The following is a 19246-nucleotide window of genomic DNA, read 5'->3' as shown; positions in this document are numbered from 1 at the left end:
TCGGCCTGTTCAGTCCACGATCCCGCGGGCATCGAGTGCTCGGCCTGTGTCCTGGGCGTACTTCACCGAGCGAAGGATCGCAGGGACGACCCTGGCCTTGATGCTCGAGTCGAGGCCGCGGGCTCGGGCGGCACGGTCGGCCTCCCCCAGAAGTCCGGAGATGTGGGAGATGGCGCGCACCATGAGGCTTGCGGTCAGTGCGATCGTATCCGGGCTGGCGCGAAGATGACGCAGGGGCGAGACGATGACGGTGAAGGTGTCGAGCAGCTGCGCCACGGTCGTCGTCAGGGTCAGCAGCAGCGCGGCCTGCACACAGGCGAACACGGTGCCGCCGACGGTGAGGCCGGCTTGCAGCGATCCGAAGAAATACTGCATGACCACGACAATGAGGATCAGGACCCCTGCATAGAGCCAGGTTTTGAGAAAATGGTGCAGCTTCAATCTGGCGCTGAAGCCGAGAACCACGAGCACGGCGAACATCGACCAGTTGATGATCGGGTCACGAAAGATCAGTGCCACGACTCCGATCAGGGCGATGACACCAAGCTTCACCCCGGGTGCTGTTCTATGCAGCCAACCGGGCGTGTGCGCCACCTTGCCGAACAGCTGCGGTCGCGGTCGGATACCGGCACGGGAGCGGCGACTCATGAACAGTCGCTCATGATCAGCTCACGGTACATTTGCGTCGCCTCGGCGGGGGCCGAGTCGTGGACGATACGGCCGGAATCGACGACGAGAGCACGGTCGGCCAGCTCGGCGAACTCCAAGTCGTGGGTCGAGAAGATCACGCGCACACCGCGACGAGCGACAAGGTCTGTGAGAAGTTTGCGCAGCTTCTCCTTGTTGCGCAGGTCCAGCAGCGTCGTCGGCTCGTCGAGGACGAGGATCTGCGGGTCGACAGCCAGCACAGCGGCCAGTGCCACTAGCTGCCGCTGACCGCCGGAGAGTTCATAGACGCTGCGATCGGCCAGCTCAGCGATGCCCAGTTCCTCGAGCACGGCTAGGGCAGCTCCCCGACGTTCCACCTTCGGCACACGCTTGCGCAGGGAGAGTTCGATGTCCTCCAGGGGGGTCGGCATCACCAACTGCGCAGCCGGGTCGGTAAAGACGAAACCCACACGCGAACGGACTTGTTTGGCGTCGACGACCGGGTCGAGACCGTCGATGAACACCTGGCCCGAGTTCGCGGTGACCAGCCCATTGAACAGCTGCAGCAGTGTGGACTTCCCAGACCCGTTGGCGCCGATGATGGCAACTGTCGGCTCGTCCACAGTGACGTTGACGTCGGTGAGGATCGGGCGGTAGACGTCGCCCGTTGGGGTGTCATCGAGGACCCCGACCGAGACCTCGGAGAACGAGATCTCCCGTGTCCCCTCCCCTGCTGAAGCAGGACCGCCCTTTCGTCCGAAGATCACTGCGCCGCAGCACCTTCGGAACCAGAACCTGCAGAGCCAGCGCCGGCAGTCCGCGCGTTGGGCACCGGCGTCGGGACACCTCGGCGACGGAGGACATCTGGAAAGGCCCGGTGGATGAGGAGGGCAACGGAGACCGCGAGGACGTTTTTGATGATGTCGCCTGGCCAGTACATGAGGTCCGCGACCGCTGCCACGCCCAGGGGCAGGTCGGCGTTGATCGACATCCCGAGGATTCCCAGTGGGTGATTGAGAAGCAGACTCGACCCCAGCGCGCCGAGGAACAGTGCGATCCACAGCTTCGATCCGCGGAAGCGGCGAATGGCCCAGCGGGCGACGAAGCCGGTGGCTAAGGCGTAGAGCGTGAACGAGGTGATGTAGCCGGCGCTGGGTCCGGCGAGCACGCCGATGCCGCCGCTCATGCCGGAGAAGATCGGCAGACCCAGCAGCCCCAGGACGACGTAGAGCAGAACTGCGGCCCCGCCGCGCCAGGGGCCCAGCACCAGACCGCAGAGCGCGATGGCGAAGGTCTGCAGGGTGATCGGCACACCGGCGGGTCCCACCGGGATCGGCGGCATGATCGCGAACGCCGCCAGCAGAGCGGCGAAGACCGCGATCAGTGCGATATCGCCGGCCCTGCCCGCCGAGTTCGCTCGCGGGCCCCTCGCCGAGGCGGGACTGTCGGTGTGCGCATATGACATGAGTTCTCCGATGGTTAGGTGATGCCCGAGGCTCATTCGGGCATCACCCACCCTAGCTGAACACTGTTCAGGAATTGCGGTCGGGGACCAGAATCATTCCCATTCGATGGTGCCCGGAGGCTTGGAGGTGACGTCGAGGACGACCCTGTTGATGTCGTCGACCTCGTTCGTGATGCGGTTCGAGATCACCGAGAGCACGTCGTAGGGAACGCGTGTCCAGTCAGCGGTCATCGCGTCCTCACTGGAGACTGGGCGCAGCACGACCGGATGGCCATAGGTGCGCCCGTCGCCCTGGACACCCACCGAGCGCACTTCGGCCAGAAGGACGACCGGGCACTGCCAGATCTCCCCGTCGAGGCCGGCCTTGGTCAGCTCTTCGCGGGCGATGGCGTCGGCGCGGCGCAGGATCGACAGACGATCCTCGGTGACCTCACCGATGATGCGGATTCCGAGTCCCGGACCGGGGAACGGCTGGCGGGAGACGATGGCATCGGGGACGCCGAGTTCACGGCCGATGGCGCGGACCTCGTCCTTGAACAGGGCACGCAGGGGTTCGATGAGTTCGAAGGTGATGTCATCGGGCAGGCCGCCCACGTTGTGGTGGCTCTTGATGTTTGCAGTGCCCGAGCCGCCACCTGATTCGACGACGTCGGGGTAGAGCGTGCCCTGGACGAGGAACCCGATCTCTTCGCCCTCGTCCTTGGCCTCCAGTACGAGGTCGGCTGCGGCTTTCTCGAAGGTGCGGATGAATTCGCGGCCGATGATCTTGCGCTTGGTCTCCGGGTCGGTGACACCGGAGAGTGCGGACAGGAACTGCTCACGTGCGTCGATGGTGACCAGGCGCACGCCGATCGAATTCACGTAGTCGTTCTCAACTTGTTCGCGTTCGTTCTCACGCAGGAGTCCGTGATCGACGAAGACGCAGGTGAGCTGGTCACCGATGGCCTTGTGGACCAGTGCGGCGGCCACGGAGGAGTCAACTCCTCCTGACAGGGCGCAGATGACCTTCTTCGAACCGGCGCGGGCGCGGATCAGTTCGATCTGCTCGTCGATGACCGAGGTGTTGGTCCAGTCGGCGCTGAGTCCGGCGACATTGAAGAGGAAGTTCTCGAGGATCTGCTGTCCGTACTCGGAGTGGAGGACCTCGGGGTGCCACTGCACGCCGGCGAACTTGCGTGCGGCACACTCGAAGGCCGCGACCGGGGTGTCCGCGGTCGAGGCGAGGACATCGAAGTCAGCGGGCGCCTCGGCGACCGAGTCACCATGGGACATCCACACCTTGTAGCTGTTCGGCGTCTCGGCCAAGAGCGCACCGGTGCTGGCGACGGTGACTGGGGTCGAGCCGTACTCGCGTTTGTCGGTCTTGGCGACCGTTCCACCCAGGGCCGTCGACATGAGCTGGAAGCCGTAGCAGATGCCCATGGTGGGCACGCCGAGGTCGAAGACGGCGGTGTCGAATCCGGGGGCGCTTTCATCGTTGACGCTCGACGGTCCACCCGAGAGCACGATGGCGACTGGATTCTTGGCTGCGAACTCCGCGGCCGGGGCGTCATGGGCGATGATCTCGGAATACAGTCCGGCCTCGCGGATCCGTCGGGCGATGAGCTGCGCGTACTGCGCACCGAAATCGACCACGAGGACAGGAGGCACCTGTGTGCTCTGGGTTTGCGTCATGACCTAATTCTAAACACCGGGCTCCCAGTGCCCAACTACTGGCCTCAGCTCTTGGGAGCGACCACGACGGCCGCCGCCAATTCTGCTTCGACCTGACGGTGGATTCGACGCTCGAGGATGAACGACATCACCGGGACCACGCCAGCCAGAGCCAACACGATATAGCGGCCCAGGGTCCAGCGCATCTGCTGATTGAGCCAGAAACAGCCGATGAGGTAGACCACGTAGCACCAGCCGTGGCAGATCGCGATCGCGGCTGCCAGGTTGAAGCCGCCGAAGTTCAGTGCCGTCGCGGAGTCAGCGGCGATGAGGTACTTGTAGACCATCTCGACGGTGAGGATGAGGAGCATCGTTCCGGTGATGATGGCCATCACACGATAGAACTTCAGGGCATTGCGCGCCGAGGTGAAGCGTTTGACGCTCCACACATTGCTGTCATCGAAGTCGGGGCGGGAATCCAGGGACTCGGGTTCTTGGCTCACGCTCGGTTTCCTCCGGTCGGGGTGGTGTTGGTCGAATTGGCGGTGGCATCGGTCGAATTGGCGGTGGCATCGGTCGAATCGGCGTTGCCGCCGGCAGCGGATCTGCCGCGGCGGGTGCGAGGTTTCTTCGCTCCATGCCTGTGGGCAGGAAGCCCGGTCAGTCCCGACATCACCTCGGGATCGATCTTGGACTGGCCTGCAGACTTCACGACAACATACTCGTCGCGGTTCACCGGATCCTGAGAATCGGAGTCATCATCAAGGCGGCGGCGCATGAAATCATCGCGCAGCAGCTGCCACCACATGTACAGGGCCATGCCTGCGAAGATCAGCCATTCGATCGCGTAGCCAGCGGACTGCATATCGAATCCACCTTCGTCCCGCGTCATCGTCGGCGGCACGAAGGACAGTCCGTCTGTCGCGATGGAGGCTGCGTCACCGGTGGCTTCTTCGGGGATGAGGAACCCCGAATAGGTCAGCAGGTCGGGGAACATGTTGATCAGCTGCGCTGTGGAGACGCTGCGCACCTGCCCCTCGGGCAGTGAATTTCCGGGCATCGGACCCTCAACGGGACCGATCTGCGCCTTCATCTTGACTGGGCCCTCTGCCGCACGGGAGTCCATGGCGGTCTTCTCATCGGTGGTGAAGCCGCGCAGAACCGGAATCGCGATGGTCTTGTCGTCGGCGTTGGCACCGGCCGAATCGCCGAGGCGGGCATCATCGGGTGCGAACATCGTCACCACCCAGAAGCCTTTGTCCCCATCAAGGACGCGTCCGGGGACGACGACCTGATCGTCCGGGAGCCAGTGTCCGGACAGGCTCACCCGCTGATCGGCGAGGATGCCCGGCATGGGCGCTTGGGCCTCCATGACGTCGTTGAACGGTTCGATCTCCTCGACTTTCGCCGAATCGACAGCATCGTTCTTGTGCTGAGCCCGTTCAACCTGCCATGCCGAGAGTCCGACGAAGCAGGTGACCAGGGTGAGCACGATCAGCAGGGACCCCAACCATTTGGGGGTCAGCGCCAGGCGGAACAGATCAAACCACCGATCCAGGCTGATAGGGCGAGACGGTGACGTCCACGCGCTGGAATTCCTTCAGGTCGACATAGCCGGTGGTCGCGAGTGCACGACGCAGGGCACCGGCGAGGTTGAGTTCGCCGATAGCGGTGCGTCCGGGGCCGAAGAGAACCTGCTCGAGACTGCCCACGGTTCCCAGCTCCACGCGGTGTCCGCGGGGAAGTTCGGGGTGATGCGCCTCGGCGCCCCAATGCATTCCACGGCCAGGGGCCTCGGTCGACCTAGCCAGAGCAGTGCCGAGCATGACGGCGTCGGCACCGACGCCGAAGGCCTTGACGATCTCACCGCTGCTGCCCAGTCCGCCATCTGCGATGACGTGGACATAGCGTCCGCCGGATTCGTCCATGTAGTCACGCCGAGCAGCGTGGACATCGGCGATCGCGGTGGCCATCGGAGCGTGGAGACCCAGGGTCTTGCGTGTCGTTGCGGCCGGCCCCCCGCCGAAGCCGACGAGGACACCGGCAGCGCCGGTACGCATGAGGTGCAGGGCCGCGGTGTAGGTGGCGGCACCGCCGACGATGACGGGAACATCGAGTTCGTAGATGAACTGTTTGAGGTTGAGCGGCTCCGTGTGCGAGGACACGTGCTCGGCGGAGACCGTGGTGCCGCGGATGACGAAGATGTCGACACCTGCGTCGATGACGGTCTTGTAGAACTGCTGAGTCCGCTGCGGGGTCAGGGCACCGGCGACGGTGACTCCTGCTTCCCGGATCTGTTCGAGGCGGGCCGTGATGAGTTCGGCCTGGATGGGTGCGGAGTAGAGTTCCTGCATCCGCGACGTCGCCATCTCAGCAGGCAGCTGAGCGATCTCGGCCAGCAGCGGAGTGGGGTCCTCGTAGCGGGTCCAGAGGCCCTCGAGGTCGAGGACGCCCAGGCCACCGTGCTTGCCCAGGGCGATCACGGTCTCCGGCGACATGGCGGAGTCCATGGGGGCTCCGATGAATGGGAGGTCGAACTTGTAGGCGTCGATCTGCCAGTCCAGGGATACGTCTTCGGGATCTCTGGTGCGCCGAGCAGGGATGACGGCGATATCGTCGAGTGAATAGCCGCGACGACCGCGCTTGCCTTTGCCGATTTCGATTTCAGAACTCACCCGAACAGCCTATCCCACCGCCCTGACGCCGGGGACTCAGCCCACTATGAGGAACGGTGAGTCTCCCTGGGCAGAACGGGTATCTCAGCGTAGGCAGGACGGGGCCTCGGCCTGGGCAGAACGGGTATCTCAGGGCGGGAAAAGCGGTATCTCAGCGTGCCAGGTAGTCGGCCGCGACCGCCTCGGCGGCGGTGACGAAGGAGCGCACGTGCGGCAGATGCGCCTCGCGCTCGCGCACATGCATGACGACGCGGCGCACGGGGGTGGGGTCGGTGAGGCCGACCGCGGTCAGACCCGGCCGCAGCTGGGCAGACGACAGGCGCGGCAAGACCGTAATCGCCAGATTCGAGGCGACGAGGGCGAGGGCAGCGAACTCGTCTTCCGAGGCGGCGAAGGTCCGGGGTTCGAACCCGGCGGCAGCGCAGGCGAGGTCGACGACCTTGCTCGTCGGCCCAGCCCACAGGTCATAGTCGACCCACCGCTCGTCTTCGAGATCTTTGAACGGGACGGAGTCGAGCCTCGCGAATCGATGCCGGTCCGAGACCACGACTCGGTAGTCATCGTCGAAGAGGACCGTGCGCGTCATTCCCGGCAGGTGGACCTCGTCGTCCTGGGGAACTTCGCTGCGGATCTCGATCGTGCAGTGGCTGCGGCGGACCTTGGCCGGTTCATTGAGTTGGATGTCGAAGCGCATGTCCGGGTGTTCCAGGGCCACCGACTCGATGATTCCCGGCAGCAGTCCGGCGTTGAATGAGGTGAACGCTGCGATGCGCATACGGGGCCGACTTACGGTGCGAAAACTCTCCACGAGGCTGTCGAGTCTGCTCAGGCCGGTGAAGACGTCGGCAGATTCCTCGGCCAGGCGCTTGCCCAGATCTGTGATCTCGATGCCGCGCCCTGACCTGCGGTAGAGGGGGACGCCGACGGATTTCTGCAGCGTCGTGATGTGCTGGCTGATGGTGGCCGGCGTGTAGTTGAGACTCCTGGCGGCGTCGACGACGGAACCGGTGGCCACGACGGCCCGCCAGATGCGCAGTCGGTTGAGATCCCACATGCGTTCAGACTAGCCGATGATCGTTCGGTAGCGCCGAATGGTTGTTAGCAAATGATTGCTTTTCTCAATATGTTTATTCGGGGTGCTGTACGGCAGACTTGAGGCAGAGCTCGTCGTGCCCGGTACATCCCTGTCCGTGCGCATTGCATCGGGCCGTCATCGTGCAGCGTCGCATTTGCCACTGAGACCAGGTCAACTGCCTGGTCTCCGTCCTTGAAGGAGCACCATGACCGGAGCCGAGCTCATCACCATCGCCGGGGCCGCGACCGCTCTTGCCGTCACCCCCGGGCCCGAGACGATCCTCACGGTTCGCCTCTCGGCCCTGCGCCGCAAGGCCGGGCTGATCTATTCGCTCGGAACCGCCACCGGCATGACGATCTGGATGATCGCGGCCCTGACCGGAATCTCCGCCCTGCTCACAACTTTCCCTTCCGCACTCATCGTGCTCAAGGTCGTCGGCGGACTCTACCTGTGCTTCCTCGGCGCCCTGGCGGCTCGGCAGGCCCTGCGGATCCGCTCCGAACTGCGCGGGATGCCTCCGCGCGGCCAGGTCAGTGAGATCGCGGCAGCCACCGATGATCTCACCGAACTCGAAAGCGCTGAGCTTGAAGCCGCGCAGTCCGAGGCCGCCGAGGTGGGTGTCGGCTCCTCTGCCGACGCGAGCACCGAATCCGGTGCGAAGAAATCATGGGGACAGCTGCGGTCCGTCATCTCATATCGCCGAGGCCTGATCTCATCGTTGAGCAACCCGAAGGCGGGACTGTTCTTCCTCGCCGTCATGCCGACATTGGTTCCCTCATCTGCGGCGGGAGCCGATTACCTGCTGCTGGTCTCGGTCGTGGTCGGGCTGATGCTGGCCTACCAGATCCTTCTCGCCTTCATGGCCGGTATGGCCGCGGCCGCCCTGCAGAGAAGAAGCACCGACTTCTACATCGAAGCCGTCTCCGCCGCCGTTCTCGTGATCATGGGCGTCGCCGTCATCGCCATCCCGATGTAGTTCCAGCCGGCGGTCGGGGCGCCGACTGGGCACGCTGGCAACAGTCGCAGACAGACAAAGGTGCGGGCCGGGGGAAATTACCCGGCCCGCACTTTTCTCGTGTCATGCAATATGACCTGAACCTGTCATGGCTCTCAGCTGGCAGGCGGTACGGGACCGCTGCCGTCTGGACCACCGAGTGGACCTGTGTCTTCGGGTCCACCGCGGCGACCGGTGTCGTCGGGACCGCCCAGTGGGGTGTCGCTCCCGGCACTGGCGCCGCCGTGGCCGACGGTTCCGGCTGAACCATGTCCTGCGGTTCCGGCTCCACCGTGTCCGGTGCTGCCGACTCCGCCGGTTCCGATTCCGCTGTTTCCAGCACCGGTGGTGCTTGCGCCGCCAGCGCTGTTGGCACTGCTGGCACCGCTGGCACTGCTGGGGTGACGGTCAGCTCCACCGTCATTGTCGACAGCGGCCTCGACATCGACCTTGTTGAGCATCTTGGCTGCGGCATCGCGACCACCCAGACCGAAGGCCAGGGCAGCGGCGGCGGCTCCGCCGATGACCACGGCACCGAAGGCCAGGTTGATGATCGAATCGGCCAGCCCCATGTAGCGCAGACCCATCGCGATGAAGAGTGCAATGGCCGAGTACCGCAGGACCTTGCTGGCGGCGGAGTTCGTGATGAACTTGCCGATCAGTGCTGCGATGAGGAAACCTGCGGCGATGATTGCGGCACCGAAGAGGACGCTGCCACCGAGGTCGAGGATCTCATTGAGGATGTTCGTGATCTCGGGGAACCCGAGCAGACGCGTCGCCATGATTGCGAAGAAGATCATGATCGCAACCTGCACGATCTTGGTGATCACGCTTGAGGCGCTTGTGCCTTCGGGAACGATTCCGATGGACTCGACCGCACGATCCGTGCCGACTCCACGCAGAACCTCTTCGAGCAGGTTACCGAGGAACTTGGCAATGACCATGCCGATCGCCAGCAGGATGCCTGCCGCAATGATGAGCGGAATGGCGTTGAGGAAGATCTCCAGCATCTGCTGTGCCGGCTGCGAGATCGCCGCGATGCCCAACACCTGCAGTGCCGAGATCGAGACAACGATGATGATGACCCCGAAGACGAGGTTGCCGACAAGGGATGAGATCTTGGCGTTCGCCTCAGCGTTGGGATTACCGGCACCTGGGTGGTCCTGCTGCATCGGCTGACCCGGATGACCGGGCTGACCCTGGTAGCCCTGCTGACCTGGCTGACCCTGCTGGCCGGGATGGCCCTGCTGGGGCTGGCCGTAGGCAGCCTGCTGTGCGTTGACATTGTTCTGCTGCGGCGCGGTGCCGGCGGCAGTCTCGGTGACACCCGTGGCGCAATCGCCGAATGAACGGAACTTCGACGTCAGCTTGGTCAGATCCACGGCATTGAGTGCCGTCTGAACCAGCTGTTTGGCGATCTTGGCGAAGACGAAGCCGATGAAGAAGATGAAACCTGCACCGATGATGTTGGGCAGGAATCCGAAGATTCCGTCGAGCAGTCCCTGCAGAGGACTGAGGACCTGATCGAGGTTGAACAGCTGCAGCACAGCGATGAGACCGAGCAGCCAGATGATCAATCCGCCGATCTGACCGATCGACTTTCCGATCTGCCGACCGTCGCTTCCGTCACGCTGCAGTGCCGGTATCTTCGTCACCAATTTCCCGATCGCCCATTTGACGATTGCAGCAAGTATCCATGTGACGATGAGTATAAGAATCGCCAGTCCCACTTTCGTGAGGACCGACCATATATCTGCGCTTTGCATTTCCGCCATCTCCTTCGGCTACGGCGAACTAGCAGTCCCTTTTTTCGCGGTTGCTGATTTGGAGTCTATTCACAACGGACACTCAGAACAAGGGCTAGCGGAGAGACGACGTCGGATAATGGAACAAACTATGCTGTGCCCAGAATCCCGTCCACAGGCGTATTTCAGTAACTTAACAATTCCTATATATTCAGGTCACGTTTACGCATCGGATAGGGTGTGATGCTCGTTTTTTGATTTCTCCACGGCAAACACCGACGGTGTTATCCGATAGACGAATGTTGGGGAATTTCACGCTCGATAGTCGAACTCACCGGGCCGTGACAGCCAAGTTCGCAGACACGGTGGCGTCGAATTCGCTCACGCAGAACGGTGAAATTCAAGCGCCACATTGTCGATGAGGTGAGTGCCTCCAACAGTCGCCGAGACCAGCAGCAGGGCCTGTCCTGCGAAGTCCTGGGCACACGGTCGAAAGGTCGTGGCGTCAACGAGGGCGAGATACACGAGGTCAAGGTCTCCTCGCTCAGCAGCTGCCTGAAGCACCGTCTCTGCTGCCGCTTCGACTCCAACCGGCGATCCGTCAGAAGCCGCGTCGGCTGCGGCATCCAGAGCACGAGGGATAGCCAAGGCTGCCGCTCGATCGGCCGGCGCCAAGTATTCGTTGCGGCTCGACATGGCTAATCCGTCGTCGTCGCGGACCACGGGCAGACCGATAAGTTCGATGTCGAAGTTGAGGTCAACGATCAGGCGTTTGACCAGGCAGAACTGCTGGATGTCCTTGAGCCCGAAAACCGCCGAGTCCGGTTTCGTCAGGGTGAAGAGCTTGGCCACCACCGTCAGGACTCCGTCGAAATGCCCGGGTCGCGCCGCGCCTTCATACACGGCGCCCATTCGTCCCGAGGAGACGGTGGCTTCGGGGGCCGAGGGGTACATCTCCCCCAGTGCCGGAGCAAACACGAAGTCCACTCCGGCTGCCTCACAGACGTCCAAGTCGGCCTGGAAAGGACGTGGGTATTGGAAGAAGTCTTCATCGGTTCGAAACTGCAGCGGGTTGACGAAGATGCTGGTCACGACCGCGTCCCTGGATGCCCGAGCCCGGTCCATCAGCGCCTGATGACCCGAGTGCAGTGCACCCATCGTCGGAACCAGGGACACGGTGCCCGTCTGCTGTTTCCGCCAGGCGCGCAGAGCTTGGATTCCGCCGACCTCCATCAGTCGAAGCTCCGCTCTGGTTCAGGGAATTCGCCGCTCTTGACCTCGTCGACGTAGCGGCCGACGGCATCGGTCAGCACCGAATGCAGGTCGGCATATCGCTTGACGAACCTGGGTGCCTTCCCTGTTCGCAGGCCCGCCATGTCCTGCCACACAAGCACCTGGGCATCGCAGTCGGCACCGGCGCCGATTCCCACGGTCGGGATCGCCATCTCTGCGGTCACCTGCCCAGCCAAGCCGGCTGGAACCATCTCCATGACCACGGAGAATGCCCCCGCCTCGGCGACGGCACGGGCATCGGCCAGCAGCGCATCACCGGCGCCACCACGGCCTTGGACCTTGTACCCGCCGAGGTTGTGCTCGGCTTGGGGCGTGAAGCCGATGTGAGCCATCACCGGGATGCCGGCGGTGGTGATCGCCTTGATCCGCGAGGCCACGGCCACGCCTCCTTCGAGCTTGACCGCGTGGACACCGGCTTCCTTCATGAAGCGCACGGCAGTCGCAACCGCCTGCTCATCGGAGATCTCATAGCTGCCAAACGGCAGGTCCGCGACGATGAGCGCTCGGGAGGTCGCGCTCGAGACGGCTCGGGCCAGCGGAATAAGCTCATCAACGGTGACGGGCAGCGTGGTCTCATGGCCGTAGACATTGTTGGCCGCGGAGTCACCGACCAGCAGCACCTCGACTCCGGCTTGCTCGAACAGTGCCGCCGTGTACTGGTCATAGCTTGTCAGCATCGCCCAGCGACGGCTCTCTGACTTGGCTTTGAGGAGGTCAAGAGTCCGGACCCGCCGAGGCGGAAGTGTGGCCGCACCAGCCGAAGCTGCACTCGCCGAAGCGGTACCGGCAGTGGGTGCGCTGGGAGCGGCCTGGCTGGAACCGCCCCCGTAGGGCGGAATCGTCTCGTCTTGATCAGCCACGGAATTCTCGGGCTGTGCGGGTGACTGTTCATGAGGCAAGGGCATGGGCATCCTCTTCGGTCGGCCTTCGTCTGGGTGGCGACGCATCGTCAGCGTCGCATGTGCACAAGTCGGCGGCAGGCGGTGGTGCCGGCCGAATCGTGCGGGTTCGCGTTCGGGTCGACTCGGATTGCGAGCCAGTTTCCAGACTAGATCATCGACCCCGGTCTGCCGCACATCGGTGTTTTACATTACGAGCGATGATCATTAAGCTCAAATCTGCGCAAAACTTTTTTGGGACGCACTATTCCACTCTGTGAAGGACGATGATGACCACAACAGCTTCGATCGAGCTCACCCTCAAGGACATCTCCACAACCGGTTCGGACGACGAAATGTGCTCGACAGACCTTATCGACGCCCCGTGGGATGTCGACGTCAAACCTGGTTATGGGCCGGGTGCCTCGATGGACGATCCGATTCCCTCTTCGGCTCCGCGCCAGGGTGAGATTCCACGGGAGTACAGGGACGCCTCGGCGGCAGAATTGGACGAACGGATCGTGGCGGCCAAGACCGAGCTCGGCGATCGGGTCGTCATCCTCGGCCATCACTATCAGCGGGTCGAGGTCGTCGAGCACGCCGACTACATCGGCGACTCCTTCATGCTCGCCAAGGCCGCGCAGAACCACCCAGAGGCCGAAGCCATCGTCTTCTGCGGCGTGCATTTCATGGCCGAGACCGCGGACCTGCTCTCCACCCCGGAGCAGTCGGTGATCCTGCCCAACCTCGCTGCAGGCTGCTCGATGGCAGACATGGCCGACATCGACCAGGTCGAGGACTGCTGGGAACAGCTGAATGACCTGCTGGGCGCCGAGCCCGACGCCGATGGCAAGGTGCCCGTCATCCCCGTCACATACATGAATTCTTCGGCCGCGATCAAGGGGTTCTGTGGCCGCAACGGTGGGATCGTGTGCACCTCATCCAACGCCGAGGTGGTCCTCGAGTGGGCCTTCGAGCGCGGTCAGCGCGTGCTCTTCTTCCCCGACCAGCACCTGGGCCGCAACACCGCACTGAACATGGGCATCGACCTGGACGCCATGCCACTGTGGAACCCCGCTCGCCCACTGGGCAACAACTCCCCCGACACCATCGAGGATTCGAAGGTCATCCTGTGGCAGGGATTCTGTTCGGTGCATAAACGCTTCACCCCCGCACAGATCGAAAAGGCGCGCATCGATCACCCCGATGTCCGCGTCATCGTCCACCCCGAGTGCCCGCAGGAGACCGTGGCCGCGGCCGACGAATCCGGATCGACGGCCTACATCACGAAGGCCATCGCCGAGGCAGCTGAGCCCACCACATTCGCGATCGGCACCGAGATCAACCTCGTCCAGAGGCTGGCTGCTGAGCATCCCGAGCACACCATCTTCTGCCTCGATCCCGTCGTGTGCCCGTGTTCGACGATGTATCGCATCCACCCCGGCTACATCGCCTGGGTCCTCGAAGCCCTGCTCGAGGATCAGGTGATCAACCAGATCACGGTCGACGCCGAGGTGGCTGATCCGGCTCGTGTGTCCCTGGAGCGGATGCTCGCCGCGAAACCCCGGATCTGAGCGGCGCATGAGTCACGTACTCATCATCGGGTCCGGGATCGCGGGCCTGACCGCGGCCCTGCGACTGGCGGGCAGACACGAGGTCACCGTGGTGACGAAGGACCGCCTCGGCGAGTCGAACACTGCCCTGGCACAGGGCGGGATCGCCGGAGTGCTCAGTGCCAATGACACCGTAGAATCGCATATCGCCGACACGGTGGCCGCCGGGGCTGGGCTCAGCGACGGCGCAGCGGTGCGCGTTCTGTGCAGCGAGGGACCGGAGCGGATCCTCGAGCTCGCGGCTGCTGGTGTCGCCTTCGACCGCGACGAGACAGGTGACTGGGCGCGCGGTTTAGAGGGCGCACACTCGATTCCGCGCATTCTCCACGCCGGAGGAGACGCCACGGGAAAGGTGATTGTCGAAGCCCTGTCGAAGGCACTACGCGCCGCCGTTTCCGTGGGCACTGTGCGCCTGCTCGAGAACACGATGCTGCTCGACCTGGTCACTTGCCCTGCCGAGTCTGGTGCAGGGTCTGCGACTGGCTCTGATGCCCAGCCTGATGCCGGGTCTGGTGCAGGTACAGGGTGCGAAAGCGATGCCACCGGTGCTGTGGGCAATCGCGAAGTCACCGGAGTGCAGGTGCTCCGGGACGGTGTGCAAGAGCAGCTCACCGCCGATGCCGTCGTGCTGGCCACCGGCGGGGCAGGTCAGCTCTATTCGCATACGACGAACCCCGCGGCTGCTGCCGGAGACGGACTGGCCGCAGCAATCCGTGCGGGTGCAGCCGTTGCCGACATGGAGTTCTACCAGTTCCATCCCACCGCGCTGGCCGGATCCGGATTCCTCATCTCCGAAGCTGTCCGTGGTGCCGGAGCTCTTCTCCTTGACACCCATGGTCATCGCTTCATGCCGGACATCGATCGCCGAGGTGAGCTGGCGCCCCGTGATGTCGTTGCCCTGGCGATCCACCGGAGAATGGCTGCCCAGGATGGTCGACCCTGCTACGTGGATGCCCGAGCTGTACCCGAGGTGACGGCCCACTTCCCCAGCATCGCTCGCGGACTGGCCGCGCACGGCTTCGATCTGGCCACCGACCTCATTCCGGTCACCCCAGCAGCCCACTACTTCATGGGCGGCATCCGCACTGACCTTGACGGACAGACCAACATTGCTCGACTCTTCGCCGTCGGCGAAGTCGCCTGCACCGGTGTACATGGGGCTAACCGTCTCGCATCGAATTCACTGCTTGACGGAGCTGTCTTCGGAGCACGAGCCGCCGCAGCCATCGACGAAAATCTCGCTTCCGCGCAGTTCCCGGAAGCGAACCCCACACCGAACCCCACGCGTGAGGCTCACGTCAGGAGATTCTCTCGTGGCATATACGAAGCTTCTACTGCAGAGGACACAGGCTCTTTTTCAGAGAGCGCAGTCTCTCGTGAAGAACTCCAGGCTCTGGCCTGGGCTCACCTCGGCATCGAACGCAACGAGCACGGACTGCGGGCGCTGCTCGACCACCTCGGCGAGGGTGACCGAACCACTCCACGCACCGTGGGTGCACACGCACCACAGGTACCGGCACAGGTACCGGCACAGGTACCGCAAGCGCCACCAGAACCACAGGAAGCGGTAGGCACAGCACAGGAGCTGGTCGAACGTTTCGAGACTGCCAATCTCGCGCTGATCGCCCGGTCCATCGCTTCTCATGCGCTCGCGCGGAGGGAGAGTCGTGGGGCCCACACACGCTCAGACTTTCCCGACACCTCCATACTTTCCGGATCCACCACCGCCCTGCTTCAGGAGGCTGTTTCATGCTGACGACCGCGACGATCGAGTCCGCTCTTCGCTTGGCGCTCGATGAGGATGCCCCATGGGGAGACATCACGGGTGAGACGTTCGTACCGGAGCACGCCGTGGCCTCTGCGGTCCTCAGCGCGCGTGAGGCCGGCGTCTTCGCTGGGGGCGAGGTCTTCGCCAGAGCGTTCTCGCTCGTTGACGCCAGTGTCGAAGTGGACGTCAGTGTTGCCGACGGTGCTGTCTTCTCCCCCGGTGACCGACTGGCGACGGTCTCAGGGGCCGCCCGAACGGTGCTGCGAGCCGAGCGGATCGCGTTGAATTTCTGCCAGCGGATGAGTGGCATTGCGACTCAGACCAAAGCCTTCGTCGATGCGGCTGCGTCGAACACGACGGGTCACCGTGTGCGCATTGTCGATACCCGCAAGACGACCCCTGGACTGCGTGCCTTCGAGAAGCATGCGGTGCGCTGCGGAGGCGGGCACAACCACCGGTTCGGACTCTCCGACGCGGTCATGGTCAAAGACAATCATCTCGCTGTTCTGGCTGGTGAGGGCGCCGATGTGGCGGCTGCGATCCGCTCGGCCCGTGCCCGGCTATCGCACACGACGACGATTGAGGTCGAGGTCGACCGTCTCGAGCAGATCGCACCGGTGCTCGACGGTGGTGCCGACATCATCATGCTCGACAACTTCTCCCTGGCCGATCTGCGGGCGGGAGTCGACCTCATCGCAGGACGTGCGATCGTGGAGGCCAGCGGCAATGTCACCCTCGACACCGTCGCTGATATCGCCGCCACCGGAGTCGACGTCATCTCATCCGGAGCGCTGACCCATAGTGTTCGCGCAATCGATTTAGGACTCGACCTGGACCTCGACCTTGAGGCCAGCACCGATGCGGACTTTGAAACCGACGCCGGCCGGGAAGCCACCATCTGCGTGGGGCCCAGCATCGGCGCGGGGTCGAACTGAGATGGCACTCGATCAGCAGTCCGATTCGAGCAGACCGCTCTACCTCGACACCGCCTCAGCGGCTCCCGTTCGCAGAGAGGCCCTCGAAGCGGCCTGGCCGTACCTGACCGGCGTCTTCGGTAACCCATCGAGCCATCACGAGGTCGGCCACACCTCGGCCGAGGCGTTGAAGGACGCCCGTCGTCGGGTCGCGAAGGTGCTGGGCATGCGCAGCACCGACATCATCTTCACCAGCGGCGGCACCGAATCCGACAATCTTGCGATCATCGGGATTTCCCTCGGGGCTGGGACCGGTGGCAACACCGGCTCCGGCGAGAGTGCGAACTGTCGGTCACCTCGGCGGCATATCGTGACGTCTGCCCTCGAACACGAGGCGGTGCTCGCATCGGTGGACTTCCTGGTTCGCTGGCACGGCTTCGAAGTCACGCAGGTACCGGTCGGATCCGACGGAATGATCACCACGGAGGCCCTCCGCTCGGCTCTGCGCGAGGACACTCTGCTGGTCAGTCTGGGCTACGCCAACAATGAGATCGGTACTGTGGCTGACATCGCAGCCCTGGCAGATGTAGCCCATGACGCCGGTGCCTTCTTCCATACGGATGCGGTGCAGGCAGCGGGTTGGCTGCCGCTGAGCGGACTCGGTGTGGACGCCATGAGCTTGGCCGGGCACAAGGTCGGTGCGCCGAAGGGAATCGGCGTTGCCGCAATCCGGGCGCGGATCCCTCTCGAACCGCTCATCCACGGTGGCGGTCAGGAGTCAGGACGCCGGTCGGGGACGGAGAACGTGGCCCTGGCCGTGGCCTTTGCCACCGCCTTGGAACTCGCCGAGGCGGAACAGGTAGAGGCCGTTGCACGTGTCCAGGCCATTCGTGACGATTTCATCGCGAAGGTGCTGGCTTCTGTTCCGGGCGCTTTCCTCACCGGCAGCGAGTCGTCGCGTACACCGAATCATGCCTCGTTCTGTTTTTCAGGCACCAGCGGTGAGGCAGTGCTGCTTGAGCTTGAACGCCTCGGTATCACTGCCTCGAGCGGTTCGGCATGCGCCGTCGGCTCGGATGAACCGTCTCATGTGCTCACTGCATTGGGCATCGACGATGATGTCGCTAAGACAAGTGTGCGTTTCACCTTCCCCGCATCCTTCGGCGCTGAGGATGGCCGTCGAGCAGCGGAATCCGTATCTGCGGCGGTGGAGAATTTGGCTCTCAGCTACAGCTGAGCGTTAGACACGTCTACACGTCTACACCTGAATGGTCATTCCGCCGACGGGCTACTTGTCACTGACGCAGGTGAGTCATTCGCTCTTGTCGAAGAGTGTCAGATAACTGTGCCCGAAGGCTGTCCGACAAGTCGGTATGGACAGTGTCAGATAACTGTGTCCGAAGACTGTCCGACAGGACTGTAGGCAGTGCACAGATGTGCCACCGAACTAAGGGCAGGTCATTCGTCGAAGAGTGTGTCGATGACGTCTTGAGCCACGAACTTCGCATGCAAGATCGGTCGCCTACCAGGATCGATCGAGGCAGGAGGCACCCACGCCGGACGACCATCCTGAAGCATCACTGTCTCCCAATCCGACCTGTCCAATAAATGGTGATGGGCCGAGCAACTCAAAGTCATATTGTTGATATCGGTCCTGCCACCTTGTGCCCACTCCACAATATGGTGGGCATCGCACCACCCCGGCGGAGCATCACAACCAGGGAACGTACACCCCTGATCACGAGCAGTCAGGACCGCGATCTGCTTCGCATTCGCGAACCGATTCTCCGTGACCACCTGCATCGTCTTCGCCTTCTCCGAGATCAGCTCGAAGAACACCGCCCCATTCAAACCATGACGAACAAGTTCGCTGATCGGGACCGGATTCTCAGTCCCCGTGGTACCAACCCCGGTTCCATTCGCAAGATCTTCTGCTGTGGCTGTCACGACGAGTGCGTATTGCGAGCCCTGACCAGTCCGCGTCATATCGATGCGCCCGATCAACGTCGCGAAGCGTTCGTAGATCCACTCCTGAGCACTCAACCGCTGCCCCGACACGTCAACGAGAGTTCCATCCTCGAGAACACCGGACTCCGAGTCGGCTCCAGCACCACTCACAACGGAACTGCCTTGATCGGTCTTCGCGATCTTAGTTCTCTGTGTCAGCAACCCGTTGAGCTGACCACCGGTGACGGGGTCGAGGAGACCCGTGATCTCCCAATCCCCGTTGTCACACGCATGCATGTTCACTTTGTACTTGGTCCGGTCCGTGGCATCGACGGGTTCTTGACCATCGGGATCGATATGGGCCAGGATGCGGGCGAAGATGGCACGCAGGTCATAGACCCTGACACTGGGAGCCTTGTCAACCAGTGTTGTTTCGGCATAGTCACGATCGGCTTGGCTGACCCAGGTGGGCAGCTTCTTCAAGCAGTCTTTGATGACTCTGGCCTGGTCGGCTGAGAGCCGGCCTTCGTTGAAGGCATCGGCGACGATAGGACAGACCGGTGCCTGTGGCTGACCGG

At 63.3% G+C, this 19246-nt stretch carries 17 protein-coding genes; 5 read left to right on the top strand and 12 right to left on the bottom strand.

Annotation, left to right across the window (positions count from 1 at the left end; all coding sequences use genetic code 11):
* Window positions 1–9: 9 nt before the first annotated feature.
* The 8 genes from INT29_RS08830 to INT29_RS08795 all read right to left on the bottom strand — a co-directional run bounded on the left by INT29_RS08830 (window position 10) and on the right by INT29_RS08795 (window position 7495).
* Window positions 10–648 (bottom strand): energy-coupling factor transporter transmembrane component T family protein, encoded by a 639-nt coding sequence (locus INT29_RS08830; RefSeq protein WP_226841786.1) that lies wholly within the window; start codon window positions 646–648, stop codon window positions 10–12.
* A complete protein-coding gene (locus INT29_RS08825) occupies window positions 645–1415 on the bottom strand; it encodes an energy-coupling factor ABC transporter ATP-binding protein (protein ID WP_193071413.1) in 771 nt (256 codons plus the stop codon). Before INT29_RS08825 ends, INT29_RS08830 begins: the two co-directional genes overlap by 4 nt.
* Window positions 1412–2113 carry a biotin transporter BioY gene (locus INT29_RS08820; protein WP_193071412.1) on the bottom strand — a complete coding sequence of 234 codons (702 nt, stop codon included), beginning with the start codon at window positions 2111–2113 and terminating at the stop codon, window positions 1412–1414. Before INT29_RS08820 ends, INT29_RS08825 begins: the two co-directional genes overlap by 4 nt.
* A 93-nt stretch (window positions 2114–2206) precedes the next feature.
* Window positions 2207–3787 carry a glutamine-hydrolyzing GMP synthase gene (gene guaA, locus INT29_RS08815; RefSeq protein WP_101574143.1) on the bottom strand — a complete coding sequence of 527 codons (1581 nt, stop codon included), beginning with the start codon at window positions 3785–3787 and terminating at the stop codon, window positions 2207–2209.
* Window positions 3788–3831: 44 nt separating this feature from the next.
* Window positions 3832–4269 (bottom strand): DUF3817 domain-containing protein, encoded by a 438-nt coding sequence (locus tag INT29_RS08810; RefSeq protein ID WP_101574144.1) that lies wholly within the window; start codon window positions 4267–4269, stop codon window positions 3832–3834.
* Window positions 4266–5276 (bottom strand): SURF1 family protein, encoded by a 1011-nt coding sequence (locus tag INT29_RS08805; protein WP_193071411.1) that lies wholly within the window; start codon window positions 5274–5276, stop codon window positions 4266–4268. Before INT29_RS08805 ends, INT29_RS08810 begins: the two co-directional genes overlap by 4 nt.
* 31 nt (window positions 5277–5307) lie before the next feature.
* Window positions 5308–6441, bottom strand: coding sequence for a GuaB3 family IMP dehydrogenase-related protein (locus INT29_RS08800; protein ID WP_101574146.1), 1134 nt, complete (start codon window positions 6439–6441; stop codon window positions 5308–5310).
* Window positions 6442–6592: 151 nt separating this feature from the next.
* The gene (locus INT29_RS08795) at window positions 6593–7495 is read right to left on the bottom strand and encodes a LysR family transcriptional regulator (RefSeq protein ID WP_193071410.1); all 903 of its coding nucleotides are present in this window, start codon (window positions 7493–7495) and stop codon (window positions 6593–6595) included.
* Window positions 7496–7721: 226 nt separating this feature from the next.
* On the opposite strand from INT29_RS08795, the gene INT29_RS08790 reads away from it, so the two are divergent.
* The gene (locus tag INT29_RS08790) at window positions 7722–8492 is read left to right on the top strand and encodes a LysE family translocator (protein WP_193071409.1); all 771 of its coding nucleotides are present in this window, start codon (window positions 7722–7724) and stop codon (window positions 8490–8492) included.
* A 134-nt stretch (window positions 8493–8626) separates the two neighbouring features.
* Here INT29_RS08790 and INT29_RS08785 read toward each other — a convergent pair whose 3' ends face one another.
* The 3 genes from INT29_RS08785 to panB form a co-directional block, all read right to left on the bottom strand.
* Window positions 8627–10276 carry a mechanosensitive ion channel gene (locus tag INT29_RS08785; RefSeq protein WP_264298568.1) on the bottom strand — a complete coding sequence of 550 codons (1650 nt, stop codon included), beginning with the start codon at window positions 10274–10276 and terminating at the stop codon, window positions 8627–8629.
* 360 nt (window positions 10277–10636) lie between these two features.
* A complete protein-coding gene (gene panC, locus INT29_RS08780; protein ID WP_101574149.1) occupies window positions 10637–11488 on the bottom strand; it encodes a pantoate--beta-alanine ligase in 852 nt (283 codons plus the stop codon).
* The gene (gene panB / locus INT29_RS08775) at window positions 11488–12453 is read right to left on the bottom strand and encodes a 3-methyl-2-oxobutanoate hydroxymethyltransferase (RefSeq protein WP_374701037.1); all 966 of its coding nucleotides are present in this window, start codon (window positions 12451–12453) and stop codon (window positions 11488–11490) included. Before panB ends, panC begins: the two co-directional genes overlap by 1 nt.
* A 263-nt stretch (window positions 12454–12716) precedes the next feature.
* On the opposite strand from panB, the gene nadA reads away from it, so the two are divergent.
* Genes nadA through INT29_RS08755 form a run of 4 tightly spaced genes read left to right on the top strand, consistent with a single transcriptional unit; the run spans window position 12717 to window position 17958 of the window.
* A complete protein-coding gene (nadA, locus tag INT29_RS08770; protein ID WP_193071408.1) occupies window positions 12717–14000 on the top strand; it encodes a quinolinate synthase NadA in 1284 nt (427 codons plus the stop codon).
* Window positions 14001–14007: 7 nt separating this feature from the next.
* Window positions 14008–15795, top strand: coding sequence for an L-aspartate oxidase (gene nadB / locus INT29_RS08765; protein WP_193071407.1), 1788 nt, complete (start codon window positions 14008–14010; stop codon window positions 15793–15795).
* Complete coding sequence (gene nadC, locus INT29_RS08760; protein ID WP_193071406.1) at window positions 15789–16742, top strand: carboxylating nicotinate-nucleotide diphosphorylase; 954 nt, start codon at window positions 15789–15791, stop codon at window positions 16740–16742. Before nadB ends, nadC begins: the two co-directional genes overlap by 7 nt.
* A gap of 1 nt (window position 16743) precedes the next feature.
* Window positions 16744–17958 carry a cysteine desulfurase family protein gene (locus tag INT29_RS08755; RefSeq protein WP_101574153.1) on the top strand — a complete coding sequence of 405 codons (1215 nt, stop codon included), beginning with the start codon at window positions 16744–16746 and terminating at the stop codon, window positions 17956–17958.
* A gap of 221 nt (window positions 17959–18179) precedes the next feature.
* Here INT29_RS08755 and INT29_RS08750 read toward each other — a convergent pair.
* Window positions 18180–19246, bottom strand: a 1067-nt coding sequence (locus INT29_RS08750; RefSeq protein WP_193071405.1) for an HNH endonuclease signature motif containing protein, incomplete at its 5' end; no start/stop codon positions are given.

Origin of the sequence: Brevibacterium sp. FME37, from assembly GCF_014897485.1 — a bacterium.
GTDB lineage: Bacteria > Actinomycetota > Actinomycetes > Actinomycetales > Brevibacteriaceae > Brevibacterium.
The sequence above is the reverse complement of the archived record's forward strand: the minus strand, read 5'-3'. Positions and strand labels throughout refer to the sequence as shown.

Excerpts from the sequence above, each read along its gene's own strand:
- INT29_RS08830 (WP_226841786.1), bottom strand. The coding sequence starts at position 648 with ATGAGTCGCCGCTCCCGTGCCGGTATCCGACCGCGACCGCAGCTGTTC.
- INT29_RS08820 (WP_193071412.1), bottom strand. The coding sequence starts at position 2,113 with ATGTCATATGCGCACACCGACAGTCCCGCCTCGGCGAGGGGCCCGCGA.
- guaA (WP_101574143.1), bottom strand. The coding sequence starts at position 3,787 with ATGACGCAAACCCAGAGCACACAGGTGCCTCCTGTCCTCGTGGTCGAT.
- INT29_RS08795 (WP_193071410.1), bottom strand. The coding sequence starts at position 7,495 with ATGTGGGATCTCAACCGACTGCGCATCTGGCGGGCCGTCGTGGCCACC.
- INT29_RS08790 (WP_193071409.1), top strand. The coding sequence starts at position 7,722 with ATGACCGGAGCCGAGCTCATCACCATCGCCGGGGCCGCGACCGCTCTT.
- INT29_RS08785 (WP_264298568.1), bottom strand. The coding sequence starts at position 10,276 with ATGCAAAGCGCAGATATATGGTCGGTCCTCACGAAAGTGGGACTGGCG.
- panC (WP_101574149.1), bottom strand. The coding sequence starts at position 11,488 with ATGGAGGTCGGCGGAATCCAAGCTCTGCGCGCCTGGCGGAAACAGCAG.
- panB (WP_374701037.1), bottom strand. The coding sequence starts at position 12,453 with ATGCCCTTGCCTCATGAACAGTCACCCGCACAGCCCGAGAATTCCGTG.
- nadA (WP_193071408.1), top strand. The coding sequence starts at position 12,717 with ATGACCACAACAGCTTCGATCGAGCTCACCCTCAAGGACATCTCCACA.
- nadB (WP_193071407.1), top strand. The coding sequence starts at position 14,008 with ATGAGTCACGTACTCATCATCGGGTCCGGGATCGCGGGCCTGACCGCG.
- nadC (WP_193071406.1), top strand. The coding sequence starts at position 15,789 with ATGCTGACGACCGCGACGATCGAGTCCGCTCTTCGCTTGGCGCTCGAT.
- INT29_RS08755 (WP_101574153.1), top strand. The coding sequence starts at position 16,744 with ATGGCACTCGATCAGCAGTCCGATTCGAGCAGACCGCTCTACCTCGAC.